The following is a 25,732-nucleotide window of genomic DNA, read 5'->3' as shown; positions in this document are numbered from 1 at the left end:
CTGTGACTGCGTGCCTTTTGAAGAATGAGCCTGCGAGTTTGCGGTGTGTAGCGAGGTTAACCCGTGTGGGGTAGCCGTAGCGAAAGCGAGTCCGAATAGGGCGTTCGAGTTGCATGCCCAAGACCCGAAGCGGAGTGATCTAGCCATGGGCAGGTTGAAGCGGAGGTAAGACTTCGTGGAGGACCGAACCCACCAGGGTTGAAAACCTGGGGGATGACCTGTGGTTAGGGGTGAAAGGCCAATCAAACTCCGTGATAGCTGGTTCTCCCCGAAATGCATTTAGGTGCAGCGTCGTGTGTTTCTTGCCGGAGGTAGAGCACTGGATAGGCGATGGGCCTCACCGGGTTACTGACCTTAGCCAAACTCCGAATGCCGGTAAGTGAGAGCGCGGCAGTGAGACTGTGGGGGATAAGCTCCATGGTCGAGAGGGAAACAGCCCAGAACACCGACTAAGGTCCCTAAGCGTGTGCTAAGTGGGAAAGGATGTGGAGTCGCAGAGACAACCAGGAGGTTGGCTTAGAAGCAGCCACCCTTGAAAGAGTGCGTAATAGCTCACTGGTCAAGTGATTCCGCGCCGACAATGTAGCGGGGCTCAAGCACACCACCGAAGTCGTGTCATTGCAGCAATACTCCCAACGGAGGCTGTGATGGGTAGGGGAGCGTCGTGTGCCGGGTGAAGCAGCCGAGGAATCGAGTTGTGGACGGTTCACGAGTGAGAATGCAGGCATGAGTAGCGATACAAGAGTGGGAAACTCTTGCGCCGATTGACCAAGGGTTCCTGGGTCAAGCTGATCTGCCCAGGGTAAGTCGGGACCTAAGGCGAGGCCGACAGGCGTAGTCGATGGACAACGGGTTGATATTCCCGTACCCGCTTTGAAGCGCCAACGTCGAACCAGGTGATGCTAAGGCCGTGAAGCCGGCCCGGAGTCTTCGGACGATGGGACGTGGTGGAGCCGCCGGTCCGAGCCTGTAGTAGGTGAGCGATGGGGTGACGCAGGAAGGTAGTCCAGCCCGGGCGGTGGTAGTCCCGGGGTAAGGGTGTAGGACGTTGCGTAGGCAAATCCGCGCAGCACATAGTCTGAGACCTGATGCCGAGCCGATTGTGGTGAAGTGGATGATCCTATGCTGTCGAGAAAAGCCTCTAGCGAGTTTCATGGCGGCCCGTACCCCAAACCGACTCAGGTGGTCAGGTAGAGAATACCGAGGCGTTCGGGTGAACTGTGGTTAAGGAACTCGGCAAAATGCCCCCGTAACTTCGGGAGAAGGGGGGCCATTGCTGGTGACGGGATTTTCTCCCCGAGCTGGTGGTGGCCGCAGAGACCAGCGAGAAGCGACTGTTTACTAAAAACACAGGTCCGTGCGAAGCCGTAAGGCGATGTATACGGACTGACGCCTGCCCGGTGCTGGAACGTTAAGGGGACCGGTTAGTCCGACTTCGGTCGGGCGAAGCTGAGAACTTAAGCGCCAGTAAACGGCGGTGGTAACTATAACCATCCTAAGGTAGCGAAATTCCTTGTCGGGTAAGTTCCGACCTGCACGAATGGCGTAACGACTTCTCGACTGTCTCAACCACAGGCCCGGTGAAATTGCATTACGAGTAAAGATGCTCGTTTCGCGCAGCAGGACGGAAAGACCCCGGGACCTTTACTATAGCTTGATATTGGTGTTCGGTTCGGCTTGTGTAGGATAGGTGGGAGACTGTGAGACCCGGACGCCAGTTCGGGTGGAGTCGACGTTGAAATACCACTCTGGTCGTGCTGGATGTCTAACCTGGGTCCGTGATCCGGATCAGGGACAGTGTCTGGTGGGTAGTTTAACTGGGGCGGTTGCCTCCTAAAGGGTAACGGAGGCGCCCAAAGGTTCCCTCAGCCTGGTTGGCAATCAGGTGTTGAGTGTAAGTGCACAAGGGAGCTTGACTGTGAGACTGACGGGTCGAGCAGGTACGAAAGTAGGGACTAGTGATCCGGCGGTGGCTTGTGGAAGCGCCGTCGCTCAACGGATAAAAGGTACCCCGGGGATAACAGGCTGATCTTCCCCAAGAGTCCATATCGACGGGATGGTTTGGCACCTCGATGTCGGCTCGTCGCATCCTGGGGCTGGAGTAGGTCCCAAGGGTTGGGCTGTTCGCCCATTAAAGCGGTACGCGAGCTGGGTTTAGAACGTCGTGAGACAGTTCGGTCCCTATCCGCTGTGCGCGTAGGAGTGTTGAGAAGGGCTGTCCCTAGTACGAGAGGACCGGGACGGACGAACCTCTGGTGTGCCAGTTGTCCTGCCAAGGGCATGGCTGGTTGGCTACGTTCGGGAGGGATAACCGCTGAAAGCATCTAAGCGGGAAGCCTGCTTCGAGATGAGCACTCCCACCTCCTTGAGAGGGTAAGGCTCCCAGTAGACGACTGGGTTGATAGGCCGGATATGGAAGCCCTGTGAGGGGTGGAGTTGACCGGTACTAATAGGCCGAGGGCTTGTCCTCAGTTGCTCGCGTCCACTGTGTTGTTCTGAAACAACGACCCCCACCCCCGCTGCGGCGGGCGGGTGGGCGGCGAAAAGTTTCACCGTGTTTCGGTGGTCATAGCGTGAGGGAAACGCCCGGTTACATTCCGAACCCGGAAGCTAAGCCTCACAGCGCCGATGGTACTGCAGGGGGGACCCTGTGGGAGAGTAGGACGCCGCCGAACAATCATTCAGAGAAAGCCCCCCGACTTCGCGTCGGGGGGCTTTCTCGCGTTTCCGGGGGAGTTTCCGGGGAGGAAAACCGAGGCCCGGGGCCGGCGCGGGGGGCGCGTGTTGCCGGGTGGGGCGGTGCACGGCACACTGTGGCGTCATGGTCGTGGAGCAGGGCGAGGGGGCCGGTGACAGAGCCGGTCAGGGCGACGGCGACTTTCGGGAGTTCTACGAGGCTGCGTACGGGCAACTGGTGGCGCACCTGTACGCGCTGACGGGTGATCTGGGCGAGGCGCAGGACGCTGCCCAGGAGGCGTTCGTGCGGGCGTGGAACCACTGGGGGCGGGTGGTGTCGCACGAGAATCCGGTGGCCTGGGTCCGGTTGACGGGGCAACGGATCGCGATCAGCCGGTGGCGGCGGGCTCGGACGGCGTTGCAGAGCTGGATCAGGCACGGGGACGGGCAGTCGCCGGTCCCGGGGCCGGGGCCGGAGACGGTGGCGTTGGTGGAGGCGCTGCGGCAGTTGCCGGAGGCGCAGCGCTCGGCGTTGGTGTGGCACCACATGGGCGGGCGTTCGGTGGCGGAGATCGCCGCGGACGAGGGGGTGCCGGTGGGGACGGTGAAAGCACGTCTGCACCGGGGGAGGCAGGCGTTGGCGGTGCTGTTGGGGGAAGAGCCGGCGGCGGTCGTCGAGGAGCCGGTGGTCGCCCCGCTGCGGCCGGTTCGGGCGGCTGCCGCGGGTGAGCGCCGGGGTACGGGCGAGCGGCGGACGACGGGGGTCGGCAGTGCGGAAGAGGAGCCGGTGGCTGTGGAGTTGACGGGGGACCGGGTGCGGGTGGCGGAGGACTGCGGTTCGCATGTCTAGATCCGAGCTGCCTGAGGTGGACGAGGCGGAGGACCGTCCGGCGATCGGGGCTGCCCGGTTGGAGGCGATGTTCGACGGCCTGCGGCGCGAGGTGGCGTCGGGGGTGCCGGCGCCGGAGAGCGCGGAGGTGGTGCGGCGCGGGCAGCGGCGTCGGCAGCGGCGCCGGGCCGGTGCGCTGGCCGGGGCCGGGGCGCTGGGTGTCGCGGCGCTGTGGACGGTGGCGTCGGTGCCCCAGTTCCGGACGGGGCACGGGGTGGCGGGGGTGCCGGTGGAGCAGTCGGCGCTGCCGCGGCCGAAGACCTCGTTCCGGGTGGCGCCCACTCCGGACCCCTCGTACCTGGTGGTGCCGTCGATCCCGGCGTGGGTACTGGCGCCGTTGGACTCGGCGGAGCCGGGCGTGCGGGCGTTGGCGTTGGACGTGGCGCGGATGCCGAAGGTGGTGGGCGGGTACGGCCCGTGGTCGGCGGTGGAGCGGTCGGTCGGCGTGCCCTCGTCCTCGCCGTCCACGTCCACGTCCGCATCTCCGTCCCTGTCCCCGTCTCCGTCCGCGTTCGGGTCTCCGTCCGCGTCGGCTTCTGCCGGGAACGCGGGCGGCAGCACGCGGTCGCCGTCGGCCCCGTCCTCGTCCACGGCCGGGGTTCCGAGTGCGAGCGCGAGTGCGAACGCGAGCGAGGTGGAGGCCGTGGTCGCGCCGTCGGCCGAGGTGTTCGCGGACGGTTGCGTGACGAGGCTGGTGGCGGTGGTGGGCGCGGTGCAGGCGTGGGGGGAGGTGTACACCGACGGCGGGGACGCGGTGGCGCACCAGTACGTGCTGGGTTTCGGGTCGCCGGGGCAGGCGGAGAGCGCGGGGAGCAGGCTGCTGGCGGGTGCGGACTGCGTGGTGTCGGGCGGGGGTTGGACGGTGGAGGAGCGGTCGACCGGGGTGACGGCCTTGGGGCTGCGGGAGCCCTCGGCGATCGCGGAGGAGGTCGCGGTGCACGTCAGCGGGTCGATGGTGGCGGTGCTGACGGTCCACCGGAGCGGGCGCGGGGTGGTGCCGGAGGCGGGGGTGTCGGAGCCGTTCCGGGTCGCGGCGGAGGAGTTCCGGGCGTTGAGCTCACCCGAGCCGTCGGGGCCGTCGGGAACACCGGGGCCGTCGGGGTCGCCGAGCCGAGCCGTTGAGCCGTTGAGCCGTTGAGCTGCTGAACCGAGCAGCCGTGCGGGGCCGTTGGGCGCACTGGTCGGCCGGGGCACAGGTGGCTCGAAGAAAGTTCGGAATCTGATGCAACCTGCCTGCTTCGGGCCGCGTTGGAGTGTTGAGATCGTCGTCGTGTGGGCGACGGTCAACGGGGGGAACGTCGGACCGGTCGGTCGGGGCAGAACAGGGGACTGCCCCGACCGGCCGGCCGGTGCCCCCGGCGCGACAGGCCGTGGTGAGCCGTGGATTCCGCGGGCCGGAGGGGAATGGCGTGGGGGGCGAGGCGGTGGGCGTGCAGGCGGTGCCGGACTTCGAGGAGCTGCGCAGGCGCGCGGCCTCGGAGGGACCGCCGCCCGCGGAGGGCATGGTGGTGTGCGAGAACCTGGTGCGCATCCACCGTTCCGAGGGTGTCGAGGTGCAGGCCCTGCAGGGGCTGGACCTGGTGGTCGAGGACGGCGAGCTGATCGCGGTGGTCGGCGCCTCGGGCTCGGGCAAGTCGACGCTGCTGGGCATCCTCGCCGGGCTGGACGTGCCGACGGCGGGCAGTGCCCGGGTGGCGGGGCACGACCTGCTGGCGATGGGCAAGCGCGAGCGGCTGGACTTCCGGCGCCGGACGGTCGGGTTCGTCTGGCAGCAGACGGCGCGCAACCTGCTGCCGTACCTGACCGCGGTGGAGAACGTGATGCTGCCGATGGGGTACGCGAGCGTGCCGCGGCGCGATCGGCGGCGTCTGGCGGGGGAGTTGCTGGAGCTGCTCGGGATCGGGCACCTGGCGGACCGGCGTCCGGCCGAGATGTCGGGCGGCGAGCAGCAGCGGGTGGCGATCGCGGTGGCGAACGCGAACTCGCCGGCGCTGCTGCTGGCGGACGAGCCGACGGGTGAGCTGGACAGCGCGACCAGCGAGGAGATCTTCGCGGCGCTGCGTTCGGTGAACGAGGAGCTGGGGGTGACGGTGCTGATCGTGACCCATGACCTCATGGTGGCGCAGGAAGTGCGCCGGACCGTGCGGATCCGCAACGGGCGGACCTCGACGGAGGTGCTGCGTCCCGACCGGGGCGAGCCGGGCGTGGAGTACGCGGTGCTGGACCGGGTGGGCCGGTTGCAGCTGCCGCCGGACTTCACCGAGGCGTTGCGGCTCAGCCGCCGGGTGCGGCTGGCGCTGGAGGAGGACCACATCGGGGTGTGGCGGGCCGAGGAGGAGGTGCGCGGGTGAGCAGCGGCGCGATGGTGGTCGTGGAGGACGTGCACCGGACGTTCGGTGCGGGCGACCGGGCGGTGCACGCGGTGCGCGGGGTGTCCTTCACCGCGCGAGCGGGGGAGTTGACGGCGTTGCGGGGCCGGTCGGGTTCGGGCAAGACGACGCTGCTGAACCTGGTGGGCGGGCTGGACGCGCCGTCCTCGGGGCGGATCAGCATCGCGGGGACGGACCTGGCGGGCCTGGACGAGGCGGGGCGGCTGGAGCTGCGGCGGGACCGGATCGGTTTCGTGTTCCAGTCGTTCGGTCTGATCTCGGTGCTGACGGCGGCGGAGAACGTCGGGGTGCCGATGCGGCTGCGCAAGGTAGCGGTGAAGGAGCGCGAGGAGCGGGTCCGGACGCTGCTGGGGATGGTGGGCCTGTCCGAGCACGCGGAGCAGCGGCCGACCGAGATGTCGGGCGGCCAGCAGCAGCGGGTGGCGGTGGCGCGGGCGCTGGCGAACGAGCCGGCGCTGCTGATCGCGGACGAGCCGACCGGTCAGCTGGACTCGGACACCGGTCTGGCGATCATGCAGCTGCTGCGGGCGGTGGTGCGCAGCGAGGGCGTGACGGCGCTGGTGGCGACGCACGACCCGCAGTTGATGGAGCTGGCGGACCGGGTCCTGGAGCTGCGGGACGGCCGGATCGTCGAGTAGCCGAGCCGAGCCGAGCCGCGCCGAGTAGCCGAGCCGCGCCGAGTGGCCGAGCCGCCGAGCCGGACGGTCGCGACCGGTCGCGACCGTCCCGCCGGTGTCGGGCGCGGTCAGAGCGTCCAGAGTTCGCGGACCCGGTCGGCGATCCGGTGGCCCTGGGCGCGGCCGGCTTCCGCGGAGGGGGTGCGGACGGCGCCGTCGAGCGGGTTGGGGCCGGCCGCGGCGAGGGAGTCCTCGTCGGGGGTGACGGCGAGGACCTTGCCGGTGGCTTCGAGCAGCGCCAGTTCGGGGGCGAGGAACGGGTCGGTCATCGGGGCGAGCACCAGGACGGCCTGCTGCCCGGTCATCAGGTCGGCGTTGTTGGAGCTGCGGATGCCGCCGTCCATGTAGCGGCGGCCGTCGATCTCGACGGTGGGCCAGATGCCGGGGACGGCGCAGCTGGCGGCGACCGCGTCGACCAGGGCGACGCCGCTGTCGCGGTCGAAGGTGCGGGGCCGGCCGGTCTCGGCGTCGACGGCGGTGAGGGTGAGCGGCCAGGCGGGCCAGTCGCGGCCGGGGAGGCGGCCGGCGATGACGGCGAGCCGGTCGGCGGCCGGGACGGTGTCGGCGGCGAGGGCGAGTTCGCCGACCCGGCGGCGCAGTTCGGCGGGGTCGCTGATCTCGGAGATCAGCTGGTTGATGGTCTCGAACAGGGCGCCGAGGGCCTCGGCGGGCGGGGTGATCTCGTGGTTCTGGAGGGCCGGGTCGGTCTGTCGGCGGTAGAGCTCGGCCAGCGGGAGGCCGGAGGCGAGCTGGCCGGCGACGGTGGAGCCCGCGGAGGTGCCGATGACGTGGTCGGCGGTGCCGGGGACGTCGATCCCGGCTTCGGCGAGGCCGTGCAGGACGCCGGTCTCCCAGGAGATGCCGGCGAGTCCGCCGCCGCCGAGTACGAGTCCGCGCATGGTGGTTCCCCCTCGATCTTGTTCGTCTACCCGGGCATTGTGGCGCACGGGGCTGTCGGGGGGCGTCAAGAATTCGACAAATATCCGCTCGGAACAGTCTGATCAGCGGATGTTGCGATCGTCGGCCGTAGTCTCTGAGCCATGGTGCACACGGCCCGCGGCAGGCTGCGGATCTACCTCGGGGCGGCCCCGGGGGTCGGCAAGACCTGCGCGATGCTGGCCGAGGCGCACCGCCGGACCGAGCGCGGCGCCGAGGTGGTGGCCGGTTTCGTGGAGACCCACGGCCGGGTCCGCACCGCCGAACTGCTGGACGGCCTGGAGGCCGTGCCGCGCCGGACGATGACCCACCGGGGCGCCGAGTTCACCGAACTGGACCTGGACGCCGTGCTGGCCCGGGACCCGGCCGTCGCGCTGGTCGACGAGCTCGCCCACACCAACGTGCCGGGCTCGCGCAACGCCAAGCGCTGGCAGGACGTGGAGGAGCTGCTGGCGGCCGGGATCGACGTGATCTCCACCGTGAACATCCAGCACCTGGAGTCGCTGGGGGACGTGGTCGAGGGCATCACCGGCGTCCGGCAGCGGGAGACCGTCCCGGACGAGGTGGTGCGCCGGGCCGACCAGATCGAGCTGGTCGACATGTCCCCGCAGGCGCTGCGCCGTCGGCTGGCGCACGGCAACGTGTACGCGCCGGAGAAGGTGGACGCGGCGCTCGCGCACTACTTCCGGCCCGGCAACCTGACCGCGCTGCGCGAGCTGGCGCTGCTGTGGACGGCCGACCGGGTCGACGAGTACCTGCAGCGCTACCGGGCCGAGCAGGGCATCCAGGGCACCTGGCAGGCCAGGGAGCGCATCGTGGTCGGCCTGACCGGCGGCCCGGAGGGCGCCACGCTGGTCCGCCGGGCGGCCCGGATCGCGGCCCGCAACAGCGCGGGCGAGCTGCTGGCGGTGCACATCTCGCGCTCCGACGGGCTGTCCGGCTCCTCCCCGCAGGCGCTGATCGAGCAGCGCGCCCTGGTGGAGAGCCTGGGCGGCAGCTTCCACTCGGTGCTCGGCGACGACCCGGCGGCCGGGCTGCTGGACTTCGCGCGCGGCGTCAACGCCACCCAGATCGTGATCGGCACCAGCCGCCGCAGGGTCTGGCAGTACGTGTACGGGCCGGGCGTCGGCTACACGGTGACCCGGGACTCCGGGGACATCGACGTCCACATGGTCAACCACGAGCACGCGGCGCGCGGCCGGGGCCGGATCCCGGTCCGCCGGGTGACCGACCTGGGCCGGACCAGGACGGTCGCCGGCTGGGTGATCGGCGTGGTCGGGCCGCCGCTGCTGGCGCTGGCGCTGACCGGGCTGCAGGGGCCGGGGCTCTCCACCGACATGCTGCTGTTCCTGTCGCTGACGGTGTGCGCGGCGCTGGTGGGCGGGCTGTACCCGGCGATCGCCTCCGCGCTGGTCTCCTCCTCGGCGCTCAACTACTACTTCGCGCCCCCCATCCACACCTTCACCATCGCCCAGCCGGAGAACATCGTCGCGGTGGCGATCTTCGCGGCGGTCGGCATCGCGGTCGCCACCGTGGTCGACCTGGCCGCCCGGCGCAGCCACGTCGCGGCCCGCGCCCAGGCCGAGGCGCAGACGCTGTCCGCGCTGGCCGGCACCGTGCTGCGCGGCGCGCCCACCGGCGAGGGGGTGCTGACGGCGCTGCTGGAGCAGGTCCGGGAGACCTTCCAGCAGGAGGCGGTGGCGCTGCTGGAGCGCACCGACCCGCACGGCCCCTGGCACGCCGCCGCCTCGGTCGGGCCGCGCCCGCCGGCCGGTCCGGAGCGGGCCGACGTGGACGTCCCGGTCGGCGAGCGGCTCGCGCTGGTGCTGCGCGGCCGGGTGCTGCCCGCCGAGGACCGGCGGATGCTCGGCGCGTTCGCCAACCAGGCCGCCGTCCTGCTGGAGCGCCGCCGGCTGGCCGGGGAGGCGGCCGCGGCCCGCCGGGAGGCGGAGGGCAACCGGATCCGCACCGCGCTGCTGGCGGCGGTCTCGCACGACCTGCGCACCCCGCTGGCCGGGATCAAGGCCGCGGTCTCCTCGCTGCGCGCCGAGGACGTCGAGTGGGGCCCGGAGGACGAGGCCGAGCTGCTGGCCGGCATCGAGTCCGGCGCGGACCGGCTCGACCACCTGATCAACAACCTGCTGGACATGAGCCGCTTGCAGACCGGCACGGTCACTCCGCTGCTGCAGCCCACCGACCTGGACGAGGTGGTGCCGTTCGCGCTCGGCGGCGTCCCGCCGGGCAGCGTGCGCCTCGACGTGGCGGAGTCGCTGCCGATGGTGCGGGCCGACGCCGGGCTGCTGGAGCGGGTGCTGGCCAACCTGGTGGAGAACGCCGTCAAGTACGGGAGGGCCGGGTCACCCGTCCTGGTGAAGGCGGATCTGCTGGAGCGCGCCGGACGGGTCGAACTGCGGGTGGTCGACCGCGGCCCGGGCGTCCCCGAGGAGGCCCGGGAGCGGATCTTCGCCCCGTTCCAGCGGTACGGCGACGCCCCGCGCGGCGCCGGCGTGGGCCTCGGCCTGGCGGTGGCCCGCGGCTTCGCCGAGGCGATGGACGGCACCGTCACCGCCGAGGACACCCCCGGCGGCGGGCTGACCATGGTGGTCTCGCTGCCCGCCGTCCCGGCCCCGCCCACCGCCCCGGCCGCCCCCGGCGCCCCCGCCGCGCCCCCGGCCTCCCCGCCGCCCCCGGCGCCCTCCTCCGACGAACGAAAGGCCGGTCCCGCATGACCCGGGTCCTCGTGGTGGACGACGAACCGCAGATCGTCCGCGCCCTGGTGATCAACCTCAAGGCCCGCAAGTACGAGGTGGACTCCGCGCACGACGGCGCGGGCGCCCTGGAGCTGGCCGCCGCCCGCCACCCCGACGTGGTCGTGCTCGACCTGGGCCTGCCCGACATGGACGGCGTCGAGGTGATCCGCGGCCTGCGCGGCTGGACCAGGGTGCCGATCATCGTGCTGTCCGCCCGGCACGCCTCCGACGAGAAGGTCGAGGCGCTGGACGCCGGCGCCGACGACTACGTCACCAAGCCGTTCGGCATGGACGAGCTGCTGGCCCGGATGCGGGCCGCCGTCCGCCGGGCCGAGCCGGTCACCGCCGAGGGCGAGCCGGTGGTCGCCACCGAGTCCTTCACCGTCGACCTGGCCGCCAAGAAGGTCAACCGCCGGGGCGCGGACGTCCGGCTCACCCCCACCGAGTGGCACCTGCTGGAGGTGCTGGTGCGCAACTCCGGGCGGCTGGTCAGCCAGACCCAGCTGCTCCAAGAGGTGTGGGGACCGGCCTACCGCAAGGAGACCAACTACCTGCGGGTCTACCTGGCGCAGCTGCGCCGCAAGCTGGAGGACGACCCCTCGCACCCCCGGCACTTCATCACCGAACCGGGCATGGGCTACCGCTTCGAACCCTGATCGAACGCCGGTGCGCGGCGGGCCGGTCCGTGACCGGCCCCACGTCCGGCCCTGCCGTCCGGCACCCGCGAACCGGTACCCTTCCGGCATGAGTGGTGACAACATCGGCGACCAGCCGCAAGGCCGTTTCCGCCGCATGCTGAGCCGGTTGACCTCCTCCTCCGAGGAGCTGGAGGCCGAGGAGCTGCGGCAGGACACCGCGGAGGCGGGCTGCACCCCGATCGCCGCCTGCGGCGACCGCGAGATCGTCACCGTCGCGGGCACGCTGCGCACCGTCACGCTCCGCCCGCGCGCGGGGGTGCCCGCGCTGGAGGCCGAGCTGTTCGACGGCACCGAGGCGCTGGACGTGGTGTGGCTGGGCCGTCGCTCGATCGTGGGCATCGAGCCGGGCCGCCGCCTGATCGCCAGTGGCCGGATCAGTCACGCACGCGGGCGCCGCGTGCTCTTCAACCCCCGTTACGAGCTGCGTCCGGTGGGACACGGGAGCGAGTCCGCGTGAGCAACGAGGCGATCAGGGTGAGCGCGCACGGCCCGCAGGGCCCGCACGACGACGAGCAGCCCGGCCCCGGGGTGTACGAGCCGGCCGGGCAGCCGGCCGAGCCCGAGCGGGACGCGTCGAAGGAGGCCGCCGAGACGGTGCTCAAGGCCTTCGGCGGCGTGCGCGGCATGGTCGACATGACGCTGCCCGGCCTGGTGTACATCGTCGCGTTCAACATCACCCACAAGGTGCCGGCCGCCGCCTGGTCGGCGCTGGCGCTGTGCGCGGTGTTCGTGGTGGTCCGGCTGGCCCGCCGGGAGACCATCCAGCACGCCTTCTCCGGCGTGTTCGGCGTGGCGATCGGCGCCTGGATCTCGATGAAGACCGGCAAGGCCGAGGACTTCTACCTGCCCGGCCTGCTGTGGAACGTCGGCTACTGCCTGGCGCTGGCGGTCTCCGCGCTGGTGCGCTGGCCGATGATCGGCCTGATGCTCGGCCCGATCACCGGCGAGATGTTCACCTGGCGCAAGCAGAACCCCGGCCGGCTGGCCGCCTACACCAAGGCGACCTGGGCCTGGGTGCTGATCATGGGCCTGAAGCCGGTGATCCTGTTCCCGCTGTACTTCACCCACAACATCAACCTGCTGGGCTGGCTGAAGGTCGCGCTCGGCATCCCGCCGCTGCTGCTGGCGATGTACGTGACCTGGCGGATCCTGCTGACCGCGCCGCCGCCGATCAAGGCGGAGCCGGACGAGGAACAGCCGGAGGAGTGACGGAGGGCCCCGCGCGGTGCGCGGGGCCCTCCGCCGTGCGGGGAGCGGATCAGCCGGCCAGCAGCGTCTCCAGCTCCTCCTCGCGCTCCTGCGCGGCCACGAACAGCAGCTCGTCGCCGGCCTCCAGGGTGTCGTTGCCGCCGGGGACCAGCACCCGTCCCGCCCGGATGATGGTGACCAGCGCGGTGTCCACCGGCCAGGCGACGTCGCCGACCCGGGTGCCGACCAGGTCGGTGTCCGCGGCGAGGGTCAGCTCGACCAGGTTGGCGTTGCCCTGCGAGAAGCGCATCAGGCGGACCAGGTCGCCGACGCTCACCGCCTCCTCGACCAGCGCCGACATCAGGCGCGGGGTGGAGACCGCCACGTCCACGCCCCAGGACTCGTTGTACAGCCACTCGTTCTTCGGGTTGTTCACCCGGGCGACCACCCGCGGCACGCCGTACTCGGTCTTGGCGAGCAGCGACACCACCAGGTTGACCTTGTCGTCGCCGGTGGCGGCGATCACCACGTGGCAGCGCTGCAGCGCCGCCTCGTCCAGCGAGGTGATCTCGCAGGCGTCGGCGAGCAGCCACTCGGCGAGCGGGACGCGCTCCACCGAGATGGAGTTCGGGTTCTTGTCGATCAGCAGGACCTCGTGGCCGTTCTCCAGGAGCTCCCCGGCGATGGAACGGCCGACGGCTCCGGCTCCGGCGATGGCGACGCGCATCAGTGACCAGCCTCCTCGGGGGCCTTCGCGAACGCCGCCTCGACCGCGGTCAGCTCGTTGCGGCGCAGCATCACGTGCACCAGGTCGCCCTCCTGGACCACCATCTGCGGGGTGGGCAGCGTGCCCTCGCCGACCCGGGTGACGAACGCCACCCGGACGCCGGCGGCCTCCTCCAGCTCGGAGAGCCGGTGGCCGATCCAGGACGGGGCGAACGCGACCTCGGCGAGCTGGACGGAGCCCGAGGGGTCCTGCCAGACCGGCTCGGCGCCGCTGGGCAGCAGTCGGCGCAGCATCTGGTCGGCGGTCCAGCGGACGGTGGCGACGGTCGGGATGCCCAGGCGCTGGTACACCTCGGCGCGGCGCGGGTCGTAGATCCGGGCCGCGACGTGCTCGACGCCGAAGTTCTCGCGGGCCACCCGGGCCGCGATGATGTTCGAGTTGTCACCGCTGGAGACGGCGGCGAAGGCGCCCGCCTCCTCGATGCCCGCCTCCTTCAGGGTGTCCTGGTCGAAGCCGACGCCGGTGACCCGGCGGCCGTTGAAGCCCGCGCCGAGCCGGCGGAAGGCGGTCGGGTCCTGGTCGATGACCGCGACCGAGTGGCCTTGTTTCTCGAGTGCTCTGGCGAGGGCGGAGCCCACGCGTCCGCAGCCCATGATGACGATGTGCACGCGCCTACCTCACCCGGTCCGTTGGGGTCATGACCTGCGTAAACACCGCTCATCGTCCTTCCGTGCACCCGATTGCGGGGGCCAGTAGTCGGCCGCGCCTGTGATCCGACGCGAGGGGCAACTCGGTGTTGCCCGCTATTCCTTCTGCCGACACGCTAGCCGGTCCACCGAACACAGTCTCGACCAAGGTGGCCCCGCGAGGCATCCGGTGCCACCCGGAGCCCTTACGATCCCTTGTTGTGCCTATGCCTGCTGACCTACCGAAACGCATCCTGATCGGGCGTGCGCTGCGCAGCGACAAGCTGGGGGAGACGTTGCTCCCCAAGCGGATCGCGCTGCCGGTGTTCGCCTCGGACGCGCTCTCCTCCGTCGCGTACGCGCCCGAGGAGATCCTGCTGACGCTGTCGCTGGCCGGCGCCTCGGCCATCCACTTCTCCTGGCAGATCGGTGTCGTGGTCGCCGTCGTGATGCTCGCGGTGGTCGCGTCGTACCGGCAGAACGTGCACGCCTACCCCAGCGGAGGCGGTGACTACGAGGTCGCGACCGTCAACCACGGGCCGAACTCCGGCCTGGTGGTGGCGAGCGCGCTGATGGTCGACTACATCCTCACCGTGGCGGTGTCGACCACCTCCGGCGTGGCCAACGTGGTCTCGGCGGTGCCCGCGCTGCGCGGGCACGAGATGACGCTGTCGGTCTTCCTGGTCATCCTGCTGATGGGCATGAACCTGCGCGGCGTGCGCGAGTCCGGGACGGCGTTCGCCGTCCCGACGTACGCCTTCATGGTCGGCGTCATGGGCATGGTGGTCTACGGCCTGGTCCGGCACTTCGGGTTCGGGGCGGCGCTGCCCGCGGAGAGCTCCTCGTACCACCTGGCGGCGACGCCCGGGAACGGCTCGCTGGCCGGGTTCGCGCTGGTGTTCCTGCTGCTGAAGGCCTTCTCCTCGGGCTGTGCGGCGCTGACCGGCGTGGAGGCGATCTCCAACGGCGTGCCCGCGTTCCGCAAGCCGAAGAGCAAGAACGCGGCGACCACGCTGCTGATGATGGCCAGCATCGCCGTGACGATGTTCATGGGCATCATCTACCTCGCCCACCTGACCGGCACGCAGATGGCGGAGAACCCGGCGGAGCAGCTGATCGGCGCGCCGGAGAACTACCACCAGAAGACCGTGCTGGCGCAGATCTCCGAGGCGGTGTTCTCCAACTTCACGCCCGGCTTCTACTTCGTCGCCGCCACCACCGGCCTGATCCTGGTGCTGGCCGCGAACACCGCCTTCAACGGCTTCCCGGTGCTCGGCTCGATCCTCGCCCAGGACCGCTACCTGCCGCGGCAGCTGCACACCCGCGGCGACCGGCTCGCCTTCTCCAACGGCATCGTGCTGCTGGCCGGCGCGGCGATCCTGTTCATCGTGGCGTTCGGCGCCGACCCGAACCGGCTGATCCAGCTGTACATCGTCGGCGTCTTCGTGGCCTTCAACATGAGCCAGTCCGGCATGATCCGGCACTGGACCAGGCTGCTGCGCACCGAGACCGACCCGAAGAAGCGTGCCCACATGCAGCGCAGCCGGGCGATCAACACCTTCGGCCTGGTGATGACCATGGCCGTGCTGATCGTGGTGCTCGCCACCAAGATCGGCCACGCCTGGATCGCGATCGCCCTGATGGTCGTGCTGTTCGTCGTGATGAAGGCGATCCGCCGCCACTACGACCGGGTCAGCGCCGAGCTCAAGGCCGCCGAGGAGCCCGACGACGCCGCCCCGCCGACCCGGGTGCACGCCATCGTGCTGGTCTCCAAGATCCACAAGCCCGCGCTGCGGGCCCTCGCCTACGCCCGGCTGGCCCGGGCCCAGACCCTGGAGGCCGTCACCGTCAACGTCGACCCGGTGGACACCGCGGCGCTGCGCCAGGACTGGGAGGAGCGCGGCCTCGACGTCCCGCTGAAGGTCCTGGACTCGCCGTACCGCGAGGTCACCGGGCCGGTGCTGGAGTACGTCAAGAACCTGCGCCGCTCCAGCCCGCGCGACGTCGTCGCGGTGTACATCCCCGAGTACGTGGTCGGCCACTGGTACGAGCACCTGCTGCACAACCAGAGCGCGCTGCGGCTCAAGGGACGGCTGCTGTTCAAGCCCGGCGTGATGGTGACCTCCGTACCCTGGCAGTTGGAGTCCTCGGAGCGGCGCAAGGCGCCCAAGGCGTGGTCCGCGCCCGGCGCGGTGCGCCGCGGCGAGCCGCGCCGGCGGCCGGCGGCGGTCGGCGAGAGCGGGGCCGGTTCGGACGGTTCCGCCGGTCCGGCCGGCGGCGGGTCGGACGCCGCGCCGCGCGACTGACCCCCGCGCGGCGCACGTCCGGCGCCCGGATGGCCTTCAATGGGCCCGTGGCGGATCGCTCCCGGTCCGCCGCGGGCCGCCGTGTTTGCCGCGCGGCGTAGCACCCGCACCGCCCGCACCGACCGTTCCGCGTGCTCCACCCGCTCCACCCGCTCCACCCGTTCGTGCCCCGCTGTCTCCCGTAAGGAAGCGACCCCCGTGACCCGCAACAACCCGCCCCGCTCCTCCGGTCGATCCGGCCGCCCCGGCCGCACGTCCGGCGCCAAGCCGGGGCAGGTCGCGCACCCGCGCTGGAGCAGCCGACCCGCCCGCCCGGAGGCCACCGACCGGGAGGGCAACACCGCCCGCAGCCTGCCGCCGGTGCCCGGCGAGCAGCGCCCCGCCGCGTCCGCGAAGGCCGCGCCCGCCAAGGGCGCTCCGGCCAAGGGCGCTCCCGCCAAGGGCGCGAAGGCGGACAAGGCCGGGACGAAGGCCGACCGGGCCGCGCAGCCGGCGAAGGGCGAGGGCGGGAAGAAGCCCGCCCGGCAGGGGCGCAGGCCCGGGGCGGTGCGCCCGCCGAAGGCGCTGCGGCCCGCCCAGCCGGTGCTGCGGCAGCCGAGCGGCGACCCGCTGGTCGGCGAGCGCTACGAGGTCGAGGTCGGGCCGGTCGCGCACGGCGGCCACTGCGTGGCCCGGCACGAGGGCCGGGTGCTGTTCGTCCGGCACGCGCTGCCCGGCGAGCGGGTCGTCGCCCTGGTCACCGAGGGCACCACCACCTCGCGCTTCCTGCGGGCCGACGCGGTGGAGGTGCTGGAGGCCTCCAAGGACCGGATCGAGGCGCCCTGCCCGTTCTCCGGCCCCGGCAAGTGCGGCGGCTGCGACTGGCAGCACGTCACCCCCGGCGGGCAGCGCAAGCTCAAGGCCGCCGTCCTCACCGAGCAGCTCGCCAAGCTGGCCGGCCTCACCCCCGAGGAGGCCCGCTGGGACGGCTCGGTCGAACCGGTCGGCGGCAAGCTCCCCGCGGGCGAGGTGCCGGCCTGGCGCACCCGGGTCCAGTACGCGGTGGACGAGGAGGGCGCGATCGGCCTGCGCAAGCACCGCTCGCACGACGTCCAGCCGATCGACCGCTGCCTGATCGCCGCGCCCGGCGTCACCGAGCTCGGCATCGAGGCGCGGGACTGGACCGGGGTGGCCTCCGTCGAGGCGATCGCCGCCTCCGGCTCCTCGGACCGGCAGGTGATCCTGCGGCCGCTGCCCGGCGAGCAGCTGCCGCTGGTCGAACTGGACCGCGAGACGTCCATCGCCCGGATCGACGAGCAGGACCTGTTCCACCGCGTCCACGGCCGCACCTTCGTCCGCGAGCGCGCCGTCGACCGCACCTGGCGGGTCTCCGAGGGCGGCTTCTGGCAGATCCACCCGGAGGCCCCCGGGACCCTGGTCGACGCCGTCCTGGCCGGGCTCGACCCGCAGTGGGGCGAGAGCGCGCTCGACCTGTACTGCGGCGTCGGCCTGTTCGCCGGCGCGCTCGCCGAACGGGTCGGCGAGGAGGGCGCGGTGCTCGGCATCGAGTCCGGCAAGCAGGCGGTGGCCGACGCCCGGCACAACCTGGCCGCGCTGGAGCACGTCCGGATCGAGTGCGACAAGGTCGAGACGCTGCTGCCGCGCACCGGGATCACCTCCACCGACCTGATCGTCCTCGACCCCCCGCGGTCCGGCGCCGGCCGCGACACCGTCGCCCACCTCAGCTCCCTGGCGGCCCGCCGCATCGCCTACGTCGCCTGCGACCCGGCCGCCCTCGCCCGCGACCTGGCCTTCTTCCGCGAGGGCGGCTACCGCCCGGTCTCGCTGCGGGCGTTCGACCTGTTCCCGATGACCCAGCACTTCGAGTGCGTGGCCATCCTGGAGCCGGTGGCGCGGTAACCCCCTCCGAGGTGCGCTCCGCACGGGCGCGGGAGCCCTTCCCGCGCCCGTGCGGCGTCTCCCGGGGCCGGCTCCGTTCAAGGGGATGGCGTGAAGATCCGGCAGGAGTAGCATCCTCGGAACGTGTGGGCATGGTGACGCTGCGCACACGTCGTTCGCCGTGCTCAGGAGGGGAAGCCGTGCACCAGTTGACCAAGGGCGCCAATGCCGAACTGTTCGCCGAGGGGGACGAACCGGGGCCGGTGACGGTCGCCCTGAGCTGGACCGACCCGACCGGCACGGGCGACGCCGACGTGTCGGTGCTGCTGCTGGGGGCGGACGGCAAGGTGCGCGGGGACGCCGACTTCCTCTTCTACAACTGCCCCTCGACGCCCGACAGTTCGGTGCAGCTCCTGGGCAAGGTGCCGACCGGCAGCGGCACCCGGGACCGCATCCTGCTCGACCTCGCGGCGCTGCCCGCCGAGGTGCACCAGGTCGTCCTGGCGGCCAGCCGCTACGCCGGGGCCACCTTCGGCGAGCTCGCCGAACTCCGGCTGGCCGTGCTGGACGGCGGCGGCGACGCCCTGGTGGCCTTCGACATCCCGGAGGCGGGGGAGGAGACCGCGTTCGTCTTCGGCGAGATCTACCGGCGCGGCGGCGCGTGGAAGTTCCGCGCGGTGGGCCAGGGCTACCGCTCCGGGCTCGGCGGCCTCGCCGGGGACTTCGGCATCGACGTCGACCAGGACGAGGAGGCGGCGCAGGCCGGGCCGGCCACCGCACCGGCCGCTCCGAGCGCACCGGGCGCACCGGGCGCCGCGGGCGCCGGGGCCGTCGCCGGGGTCGCCGGGCCGGGGCCCGCTGCGGCCGGGGGCGCCGCAGCCGCCGCAGCCGCCGGGCCGAAGCGCGCGGTGCGCACCGCCAAGAAGCGGGTCACCCTGCCGAAGGCCGCGAAGGCCGACCTCGCCGACCACCCGTCCTGGAAGCAGGCCCGGCTGTTCTCGGTGGCCGGGCTGAAGAACGAACTGGACCGGGAGAACCGGGCCACCTCCACCCTGCTGGCGGTGATGGCCGAGGTACCGGAGTTCGGCCGCCGGATCACCGCCATGTTCAACGCCCCCGCGGGCACCGTCCAGACCTTCGCCGAGACGAGCTTCAAGCACGCCGACAGCACCGTCCGCCCCGACGGCACGATCCGGGTCAGCCGGGCCGGGAAGATCTGGACCGCCCTGGTGGAGACCAAGACCGGCGGCAGCCCGCTCAAGTCCGAGCAGGTGCAGGCGTACCTCGACGTGGCCCACCGGCACGGCTACGAGACGGTCATCACCCTCTCCAACGACCTCGCCCTGGACGGCGAGCCGCCGGTGACGGTCGACCGGCGCCGGGCCCGCAAGGTCGCGCTGCGGCACCTGTCCTGGGCGGAGGTGGCGCACGAGGCGCACCTGCTGTGCCACCACGAGGGCGTGGTCAACCCCGCGCACGCCTGGCTGCTGAGCGAGTTCCTGCACTACCTGCGGCACGAGAACTCGGGCTGCCACGGCTTCCAGAACATGGGCCCGGCCTGGGTGACGGTCCGCAACGCGATCTCCGAGGGCACCCTGCGGGCCGGGGACCGCAACGCGCTGCGGGTGGTCGAGAACTGGGAACGGCTCACCCGGCAGCTGTGCCTGCGCCTGGGCGGCGAACTCGGCGTGCCGGTCTCCCCGGTGCTGCGCGGCGGCCGGCGCACCGAACCGGCCGTCCGCCGGGAGCGGGCGGTGGAGGAGCTGGCCGCCGGCGGCCGGATGCGCTCCGAACTGGCGGTGCCCGGCCTGCCCGGGCCGATCGTGCTGGAGGCGGACCTGCGCACCGGCCGGATCGAGACCACCGTCGAGGTGGCCGCCGCCGAGCGCTCCAGGGCGCTCTCCCGGGTCCAGTGGCTGCTGCGGCAGCTCACCGACGCCCCGGCCGAGCTGCGGATCGAGGCGCTGACCGGCGAGGGCGGCCCCGGCCCGTGCGAACTGCTGCGGGCGCTGCGGGTCGAACCCGGCCTGCTGGTGCCCGGCGACGGTTCGGAGATCCGGGCGTTCCGGCTGACCCTGCCGGCCGGCATGGGCACCAGGCGGGGCGCGGAGGAGACCGGGTTCATCCGCAGCGTGGACACCGTCGTCGACCGGTTCCTGAACGAGGTGGTCCGGGGGCTGAAGCCCGCCGAATGAAGCACCGGGAGAAGCGGGGGCGGAGCACCGCGACCTTCTCTGCCGGAACGGCCATTCCGATCGACCGGATTCTTGCGGATCTGATCGATTTTCCGCCCGTGGGACGCGCACCCGGAATTCGCACCAAAATGGGATTGCACGAGGCTGGTTCGGGCCTCGCGGGATGACCGCGGCGCGCTAGCGTTGGCGTCGAGGCCGCAGCTCCAACAGGGGTTGCCCCGACCGGTGTTACGAGCACCGGCCAGGGCGTGGGCCGAACATAGAAGAGGTTCTCCAACCCAATGTATGAACGGCCCGCTCGGGATCGAGTTCTCCTGCCCTCGATGGTGCACCACGGTATCAGCGGCGGATGGCCGCGTGGGGGACGGCGCCGCTTGTCGGTCCGCGGCGGCGCGGCGCGGATCAGCGCTTCGCTGCCGCTGCTCCTCCTGCCGTGGGCGGTGCTCGGCGACGGTCCGATCGACGGGGAGCGCGTCGTGCTGATCCTCTCGCTGGTGCGGCTCGCCCAGGAGGCGGTCGTCGGCCGGAGCCCGGCCGACCCGCGCTGATCCGGGGCGGGCGGGACCGCCGGTTCGGCGGACCCGCCCGCCGTCAGCAGCCGCTGCGGCGCTCCGCCCGGCGGCGGCGTCCCTCCGGCCCCGGTCCGTACGGGGACGTCCTCATCGATGCCGAAGGAGTTCGTGGTGCCCAGCGGACCCGGAACGGAGAACGCGATGACGGACGCGGCCGGCTTCGCCGCGTTCGTCCTGCTGCACCGTTCCCCGTACGAGCGGTACGCCGAGGCGCGGTTGGGCGACCGGGCGCTCGGCCACCGCGCGGTGGCCGAGGCGCTGCGGCGCACCGCACTCGACTGGACGTCCCTGCTCAGCGACCAGCGCGCGATGGCGTGCGCCTGGCGGATCCTGCGCGAGACGGTGACCTCCGCGCGCGCCGAAGCCGCCGGACCCGGCGCGGACTCGCTGCACCTGGCCCTGCCCGGGCCCGCGGCCGACGCCGTCCTGCTCCACCACGGCCTCGGCTACCACCCCAAGGTCGCCGCCGAGTTGATGGGACTGGCCGAGCCCGAGCTGCAGGTCGACCTGATGGCCGCCCGGCGGATCCTCGGCTCCGCCGGGCGCGGCGGGGAGGTGGGCGGGCAGAACCACTGATCCGCGAGCCCCCAGGCGGGGTGGCGTTCGCGACGCCGGCGAACGCCACCCTCTGCCAGGCCGCGCCATCTTCACTCGTCCGTGCGATGGCGCTATGCAGCCATGCCCGCTTAGGATGACGGACCGTCAAACTCCTTTGTCGGTAAGGCCGTACGCTCACTCGGGGGAATGCATGAGCGAATCCGTCTGGCATGAGCCCGTTGATGTGAGCGTGCCGAGCGCCGCCCGGATGTACGACTGGCTGCTGGGCGGCCGCAACAACTTCCCCTCCGACCGCGCGGCCTGCGAGCAGCTGCTGGAGATCGCCCCCAGCACGAAGGAACTCGCCCTGAACAACCGGGCGTTCCTGCGCCGGGTGGTCCGGGAGATCGCACAGCGCTACGGGATCCGCCAGTTCATCGACCACGGCTCGGGCCTGCCCGTCCAGGACAACGTGCACCAGGTCGCCCAGGCGGTCGCCCCGGAGAGCCGGGTGGTCTACGTGGACAACGACCCCATCGTCCTCAGCTACGGCCGGGCCCTGCTGGACGAGAACCCGAACGTGGCCATCGTCGGCGCCGACATGACCGACACCGGTGCCGTCCACGGTGACGGGCGGGTGCGGGAGCTGATCGACTTCACCGAGCCGGTCGCGGCCCTGTTCGTCTCCGTCCTGCACTGCGTCCCCGACAAGGCGGACCCGGCCGGCATGATCCGCCGCACCGTCGAGCGCCTCGCCCCGGGCAGCGTCGTGGTCATCTGCCAACTGGTCAGCGAGCGCGCCGAGATCCGCGACGCCGTGACCCGGTTGATGGAGGAGCAGACCGGTGGCAGGTGGGGGCGGGTGCGCACGCAGGAGGAGGTCCGCGGCTACTTCGAGGGCCTCCGGATCGAGGAGCCCGGCCTGCTGGACGTCACGGACTGGCTGCCCGACCGCGATCCGCGCTTCGTCCGGCGGCAGTTGACCGACGAGTGGATCGAGTACGGCGGGCTCGCCCTCGTCCCCTGACCCGGCGGGCCCGGAGCCGGGCGGGCCGGGCCAGGCCGCGGAACCGCCCGCCTACGCCTCCCGTTCCCACCCCCGCAGCAGGCGGTGCAGGACCTGGCGGCTCTCCTCCCGACCCGGGGCCAGGACCATGGCGTCCTGCAGGACCTCCATCAACTCGTTGAACTCGCTCGGCTCGCCCTCCGTCGCCGGTGCGTCCTCCGGCGGGCCGTAGTACTTGCCGCGGCCGTGCTCCTCGTTGTAGATGATCTCCGGTAAGCCGTCGCCCGGGTGGAACACCAGCCGGGTCATGGAGGACACCCAGCGCAGCCGGTCGCCGCCCGGCGGAATGACGCGCACGCCGATGTCGGGCAGTTCGGTGTACTCCAGCAGCCGGCGGATCTGGTCGGCCATGACCCGCGGCGAACCGACCAGGTCCTCCAGCACGGTGTGCTTGATGTAGAACACCGATCGCGGCGGGCCCGCCTGGAGATACCGCTCGCGCCGGGCCACCCGGAGGGCGGCGAGCCGCTCGGCGTTGCCGCGCAGGCGCACGGGCAGCGAGCCCGGCAGGACGGCCCTGGTGTAGGCCTCGGTCTGCAGGAGGCCGGGCACGGCACGGGTCTCCAGCGAGAACAGGTCCTTCGCCCTGGACTCCAGCTCGATCAGCCGGCCCATCCAGTCCGGCGCGACGTCCCGGTAGACGTCGGAGAGCCCCTCGACGGAGGCGTCCCGGGCGAGCTTCATCAGCTCCTCCCGCTGCGACCCCTCGATCTTGAGGGCGTCCAGGATCGGCCTGATGTCGTCGGCCTTGTGCAGCCGCCGGTCGCCGACCTCGATCCGGCTGAGCTTCGAGGCGGACATCGAGGCCCGCGGCTCCTTCGCGTGGATCAGCTCGACCAGCCTGCGCAGGGTCATGGTCCGGTCCCGGTTGCGAAGGGCCCTCAGCGACCCGCCCAGCAGGGTCGCCGCGATTCCCCAGGTCGCCCCTTCGGCGTTCTGGTGCGGAAAAGGAATCGTCCCACCGCCGAGCACCGGGGCATTCTCGCCCATGGGTACGTGGCCCTCCTCGTGAAGTCCCGCGCATCAACGCGCGCACATACCAATGATTCCACGAGGAGGGCCCTGCCGTCATGCGTTGGGAGTTTGATCAGTAGGTCATACTATTAAACGATGGCACCCAGGTGGTCGAATTCCCCCGCCTTGGCGCCGGTCAGGAAGGCCGCGAACTCGTCGCGGGTGAAGATCAGTGCGGGGCCGGTCGGATCGGTGCTCTGCCGCACGGCGACCCGGCTCCCCGGGAGGTCCTTGGCCTCCGCGCACTGCCCCTGGCCTTCGCTGATCTTCGCCTTGATCCAGGGACCCGCGCAGGCGGAGTCGATGGCGTCCGCCCGCATGCCGTTCCGGAAATCGGTCACAGTAGCGTCCAATCTTTTTGTGCGAAAAGCGGCCCCGCGCGGTCTCATCATCGTACCGTCGCCCATTTCCGCAGCTCATGATGCCGTGGGATCCCGATGGGATCCCACGGGCGGGGCGTCATGAATAGTAGCCCTCCGCTATTCGAACGGCCCTACCACTTTTCGGGTGACAAGGAATCGGTCTGTCGAATAGGTGAACCAGTGGATTCACCGCACCCCGGCGGCCGCGGGAGGGGGCGGGGCCGCCGGGGCGGCGTCCGTCCGCGGTCGCGCCCGGGCGGGCCGGCCGGGGTCCGCGGTTCTCGCGCGGGCGGGCTGGGCAGATACCCACGGGAGCGGGGCGGCCGGTTTGCGCCCTTGTTGTGCTAGCACATCGGCGCTAGCGTTGAAGGATGGCCAAGAAGCAGCTGAACGTCAGGGTGGACGCGACCACCGCCGAGATGGCCCGCGAGCGGGCGGAGCAGCAGGGGATCAGCATGAACCAGTACATCGAACGGCTGGTGCAGCAGGACATGGGCGAGGCCGGGCGCAACTTCGTGGACGCCGCGGCGCAGTTCATGAAGGAGCACGAGGCGGTGTTCCTCGCCGAGTTCGGGTCGCCCGGCGAACTCCAGGACGTGCGCCGTTGAAACTGGAGGTCGACCTCTCGTGGCTGCTCATGACCGCCGAGCAGTACACGCCCGGTGACCCGCAGGTCACCGACTACGGATCGCTGCTCGCGGCGATCACCAGGCACCAGGCCGAGATCTTCGACATCGCGGTCTACCCCGAACCGCAGGACCGGGCGGCGGCGCTGATGCACCAGCTGATCCGGGTGCCCGCGCTGGAGCGCAACAACGAGCTCTTCGCCACCGCCGTGGCCTACGCGTACCTGGTGGCCAGCGGCTGCCGGGTGGCGACCACCGCGCGCGAGGTGCGCAGCCTGGCCCGGGCGATCCGGGAGGGCAAGCTCGGCATCACCGGCGTGGCCGAGCGGCTGGCGATGTGGGTGGTCGACGAGTCGGAGGAGGAAGAGGTCGGCGACGACGGCGAGGAGTGAGCCGCCGCCGCCCGGAGCGAGGAGCCGCCGCCGCCCGGCGCGGGGAGCGGCCGGGGACGACGGCGGGGAGCGAGCCGCCGCCGGGCCCGCGTCAGGGGCCGGGAGAGCGACGAGGCGTCCGCGGGCGGGATACCCTCGACGTTCCCCCGGCCCCTGACGGTGCCCGGGCACCGAACGATCTGCGCCGAGGATGCGAGCGAGTTGCTGCAGGACATCGAGCCCTACCTGGTCTGCCCGCACTGCGCCCGCCCGCTGGCGCTGGAGGCCCGCACCCTGCGCTGCGCGGACGGACACGGCTTCGACCAGGCCCGGCAGGGCTACGTGAGCCTGCTGGCCGGGGACGCCAAGCAGGGCACCGCCGACACCGCCGAGATGGTCGCGGCCCGCAGCGACTTCCTGGCGGCCGGCCACTACGCCCCGCTGGAACGGGCGCTGGCCGCCGCCGCGGCCGACGTCGCGACGCGGAGCGGACTGGTCGCGGACCTCGGCGCGGGCACCGGCCACTACCTGGCCCGGGTGCTGGAGGCCCGGCCGGGCGCGGCGGGCGCGGCGCTCGACCTGTCCAAGTACGCGCTGCGCCGCGCCGCGAAGGCGCACCCGCGGATCGGCGCGGTGGTCTGCGACGCCTGGCGGCCGCTGCCGCTGCGGGACGCCGCCGCGGACGTGCTGCTGAACGTGTTCGCGCCGCGCAACGGCCCCGAGATGCGGCGGGTGCTGCGCCCCGGCGGGCGGCTGCTGGTGGCCGCCCCGACCTCCCGCCACCTGCGGGAACTGGTGGGCGCGCTGGGCCTGCTGTCGGTGGACGAGGACAAGGACCGGCGGATCGGGCAGAAGCTCGGCCCGTGGTTCGCGCCGGTGGAGCGCACCGAGGTGGAGTTCGCGCTGCGGCTGTCGCGGGCGGACGCCGCCGCCGTGGTCGGCATGGGCCCGAGCGCCTGGCACACCGACCCGGCCGCGCTGGCCGCCGCGCTGGCGGCGCTGCCCGAACCGGTGGAGGTCACCGGCTCGGTGCTGGTCACCGCGTACGGGTGAACGGCCCGGCGCCGCACCCCCGACGGTTGGGACTCGAAGGGGTGAAAGGGCGTCAGGAGGGACGTTTCTGCAGCTCAGGGCGCACCTAGAGTGCTCCGGGTGACCAGCGAAGCCCCCGTGGCCCCACCCCTGCCG

The 25,732-nt window shown here is 71.8% G+C and carries 22 protein-coding genes and 2 rRNA genes (1 of these 24 cut by a window edge); 19 read left to right on the top strand and 5 right to left on the bottom strand.

What is annotated here, in order from left to right; translation table 11 throughout:
- The 6 genes from HUT16_RS11545 to HUT16_RS11520 all read left to right on the top strand — a co-directional run.
- Positions 1 to 2,470: ribosomal RNA gene (locus HUT16_RS11545) — 23S ribosomal RNA — on the top strand; it begins 636 nt to the left of the window's first position.
- A gap of 88 nt (positions 2,471 to 2,558) precedes the next feature.
- A 5S ribosomal RNA gene (rrf, locus tag HUT16_RS11540) occupies positions 2,559 to 2,675 on the top strand.
- 152 nt (positions 2,676 to 2,827) lie between these two features.
- On the top strand, positions 2,828 to 3,526 hold the full coding sequence (locus HUT16_RS11535; protein WP_254897760.1) for a SigE family RNA polymerase sigma factor: 699 nt from the start codon (positions 2,828 to 2,830) through the stop codon (positions 3,524 to 3,526).
- On the top strand, positions 3,519 to 4,703 hold the full coding sequence (locus tag HUT16_RS11530) for a hypothetical protein (RefSeq protein ID WP_176187955.1): 1,185 nt from the start codon (positions 3,519 to 3,521) through the stop codon (positions 4,701 to 4,703). The genes HUT16_RS11535 and HUT16_RS11530 overlap by 8 nt, the downstream gene beginning before the upstream one ends.
- A 364-nt stretch (positions 4,704 to 5,067) precedes the next feature.
- Entirely contained in the window at positions 5,068 to 5,916 is an 849-nt protein-coding gene (locus HUT16_RS11525; protein ID WP_254898288.1) for an ABC transporter ATP-binding protein, read from the top strand.
- Positions 5,917 to 5,927: 11 nt separating this feature from the next.
- The gene (locus HUT16_RS11520) at positions 5,928 to 6,593 is read left to right on the top strand and encodes an ABC transporter ATP-binding protein (protein WP_254898287.1); all 666 of its coding nucleotides are present in this window, start codon (positions 5,928 to 5,930) and stop codon (positions 6,591 to 6,593) included.
- A 107-nt stretch (positions 6,594 to 6,700) separates the two neighbouring features.
- Here the strand turns inward: HUT16_RS11520 and HUT16_RS11515 are convergent, their stop codons facing one another.
- Entirely contained in the window at positions 6,701 to 7,531 is an 831-nt protein-coding gene (locus HUT16_RS11515; protein ID WP_176187949.1) for a patatin-like phospholipase family protein, read from the bottom strand.
- 141 nt (positions 7,532 to 7,672) lie between these two features.
- Between HUT16_RS11515 and HUT16_RS11510 the strand changes: the two genes are divergently transcribed.
- The 4 genes from HUT16_RS11510 to HUT16_RS11495 all read left to right on the top strand — a co-directional run bounded on the left by HUT16_RS11510 (position 7,673) and on the right by HUT16_RS11495 (position 12,225).
- The gene (locus tag HUT16_RS11510) at positions 7,673 to 10,297 is read left to right on the top strand and encodes a sensor histidine kinase KdpD (protein WP_176187947.1); all 2,625 of its coding nucleotides are present in this window, start codon (positions 7,673 to 7,675) and stop codon (positions 10,295 to 10,297) included.
- Positions 10,294 to 10,974, top strand: a complete 681-nt coding sequence (locus HUT16_RS11505; RefSeq protein WP_176187946.1) for a response regulator — start codon at positions 10,294 to 10,296, stop codon at positions 10,972 to 10,974. Before HUT16_RS11510 ends, HUT16_RS11505 begins: the two co-directional genes overlap by 4 nt.
- An 88-nt stretch (positions 10,975 to 11,062) precedes the next feature.
- Positions 11,063 to 11,473, top strand: a complete 411-nt coding sequence (locus HUT16_RS11500; RefSeq protein ID WP_033216968.1) for an OB-fold nucleic acid binding domain-containing protein — start codon at positions 11,063 to 11,065, stop codon at positions 11,471 to 11,473.
- On the top strand, positions 11,470 to 12,225 hold the full coding sequence (locus tag HUT16_RS11495) for a DUF3159 domain-containing protein (RefSeq protein ID WP_176187945.1): 756 nt from the start codon (positions 11,470 to 11,472) through the stop codon (positions 12,223 to 12,225). Before HUT16_RS11500 ends, HUT16_RS11495 begins: the two co-directional genes overlap by 4 nt.
- 49 nt (positions 12,226 to 12,274) lie before the next feature.
- Here HUT16_RS11495 and HUT16_RS11490 read toward each other — a convergent pair whose 3' ends face one another.
- Positions 12,275 to 12,931 (bottom strand): TrkA family potassium uptake protein, encoded by a 657-nt coding sequence (locus HUT16_RS11490; RefSeq protein ID WP_033216970.1) that lies wholly within the window; start codon positions 12,929 to 12,931, stop codon positions 12,275 to 12,277.
- Positions 12,931 to 13,599, bottom strand: coding sequence for a TrkA family potassium uptake protein (locus HUT16_RS11485; RefSeq protein WP_176187944.1), 669 nt, complete (start codon positions 13,597 to 13,599; stop codon positions 12,931 to 12,933). The genes HUT16_RS11490 and HUT16_RS11485 overlap by 1 nt, the downstream gene beginning before the upstream one ends.
- A gap of 245 nt (positions 13,600 to 13,844) precedes the next feature.
- Here HUT16_RS11485 and HUT16_RS11480 point away from each other — a divergent pair, with 245 nt between their 5' ends.
- The 6 genes from HUT16_RS11480 (at position 13,845) to HUT16_RS11455 (ending at position 22,132) form a co-directional block, all read left to right on the top strand.
- Positions 13,845 to 15,923 carry an APC family permease gene (locus HUT16_RS11480; RefSeq protein WP_176187943.1) on the top strand — a complete coding sequence of 693 codons (2,079 nt, stop codon included), beginning with the start codon at positions 13,845 to 13,847 and terminating at the stop codon, positions 15,921 to 15,923.
- A gap of 585 nt (positions 15,924 to 16,508) precedes the next feature.
- Positions 16,509 to 17,822: a class I SAM-dependent RNA methyltransferase gene (locus HUT16_RS11475; protein WP_176192617.1), complete on the top strand. Its 1,314-nt coding sequence runs from the start codon at positions 16,509 to 16,511 to the stop codon at positions 17,820 to 17,822.
- Positions 17,823 to 18,001: 179 nt separating this feature from the next.
- Positions 18,002 to 19,996, top strand: a complete 1,995-nt coding sequence (locus HUT16_RS11470; RefSeq protein WP_176187942.1) for a TerD family protein — start codon at positions 18,002 to 18,004, stop codon at positions 19,994 to 19,996.
- Positions 19,997 to 20,370: 374 nt separating this feature from the next.
- Entirely contained in the window at positions 20,371 to 20,544 is a 174-nt protein-coding gene (locus tag HUT16_RS11465) for a hypothetical protein (protein WP_176187941.1), read from the top strand.
- A gap of 135 nt (positions 20,545 to 20,679) precedes the next feature.
- Entirely contained in the window at positions 20,680 to 21,144 is a 465-nt protein-coding gene (locus HUT16_RS11460) for a hypothetical protein (RefSeq protein WP_176187940.1), read from the top strand.
- Positions 21,145 to 21,316: 172 nt separating this feature from the next.
- Entirely contained in the window at positions 21,317 to 22,132 is an 816-nt protein-coding gene (locus tag HUT16_RS11455; RefSeq protein WP_176187939.1) for an SAM-dependent methyltransferase, read from the top strand.
- Between the two features lie 51 nt (positions 22,133 to 22,183).
- Here the strand turns inward: HUT16_RS11455 and HUT16_RS11450 are convergent, their stop codons facing one another.
- Positions 22,184 to 23,161: a DUF5753 domain-containing protein gene (locus tag HUT16_RS11450; protein ID WP_176187938.1), complete on the bottom strand. Its 978-nt coding sequence runs from the start codon at positions 23,159 to 23,161 to the stop codon at positions 22,184 to 22,186.
- A 113-nt stretch (positions 23,162 to 23,274) separates the two neighbouring features.
- Positions 23,275 to 23,526 carry a DUF397 domain-containing protein gene (locus HUT16_RS11445; protein WP_254897758.1) on the bottom strand — a complete coding sequence of 84 codons (252 nt, stop codon included), beginning with the start codon at positions 23,524 to 23,526 and terminating at the stop codon, positions 23,275 to 23,277.
- 392 nt (positions 23,527 to 23,918) lie between these two features.
- Here HUT16_RS11445 and HUT16_RS11440 point away from each other — a divergent pair, with 392 nt between their 5' ends.
- The 3 genes from HUT16_RS11440 to HUT16_RS11430 all read left to right on the top strand — a co-directional run bounded on the left by HUT16_RS11440 (position 23,919) and on the right by HUT16_RS11430 (position 25,597).
- Positions 23,919 to 24,155: a toxin-antitoxin system HicB family antitoxin gene (locus HUT16_RS11440; protein WP_030458280.1), complete on the top strand. Its 237-nt coding sequence runs from the start codon at positions 23,919 to 23,921 to the stop codon at positions 24,153 to 24,155.
- Positions 24,152 to 24,565 carry a hypothetical protein gene (locus HUT16_RS11435; protein WP_033216979.1) on the top strand — a complete coding sequence of 138 codons (414 nt, stop codon included), beginning with the start codon at positions 24,152 to 24,154 and terminating at the stop codon, positions 24,563 to 24,565. The genes HUT16_RS11440 and HUT16_RS11435 overlap by 4 nt, the downstream gene beginning before the upstream one ends.
- A 201-nt stretch (positions 24,566 to 24,766) precedes the next feature.
- Complete coding sequence (locus HUT16_RS11430; protein ID WP_176187937.1) at positions 24,767 to 25,597, top strand: putative RNA methyltransferase; 831 nt, start codon at positions 24,767 to 24,769, stop codon at positions 25,595 to 25,597.
- Positions 25,598 to 25,732: the final 135 nt, after the last annotated feature.

The sequence above is a fragment of the Kitasatospora sp. NA04385 genome (assembly GCF_013364235.1).
Taxonomy (GTDB): domain Bacteria; phylum Actinomycetota; class Actinomycetes; order Streptomycetales; family Streptomycetaceae; genus Kitasatospora.
This window is presented reverse-complemented; position numbering and strand designations above follow the sequence as displayed.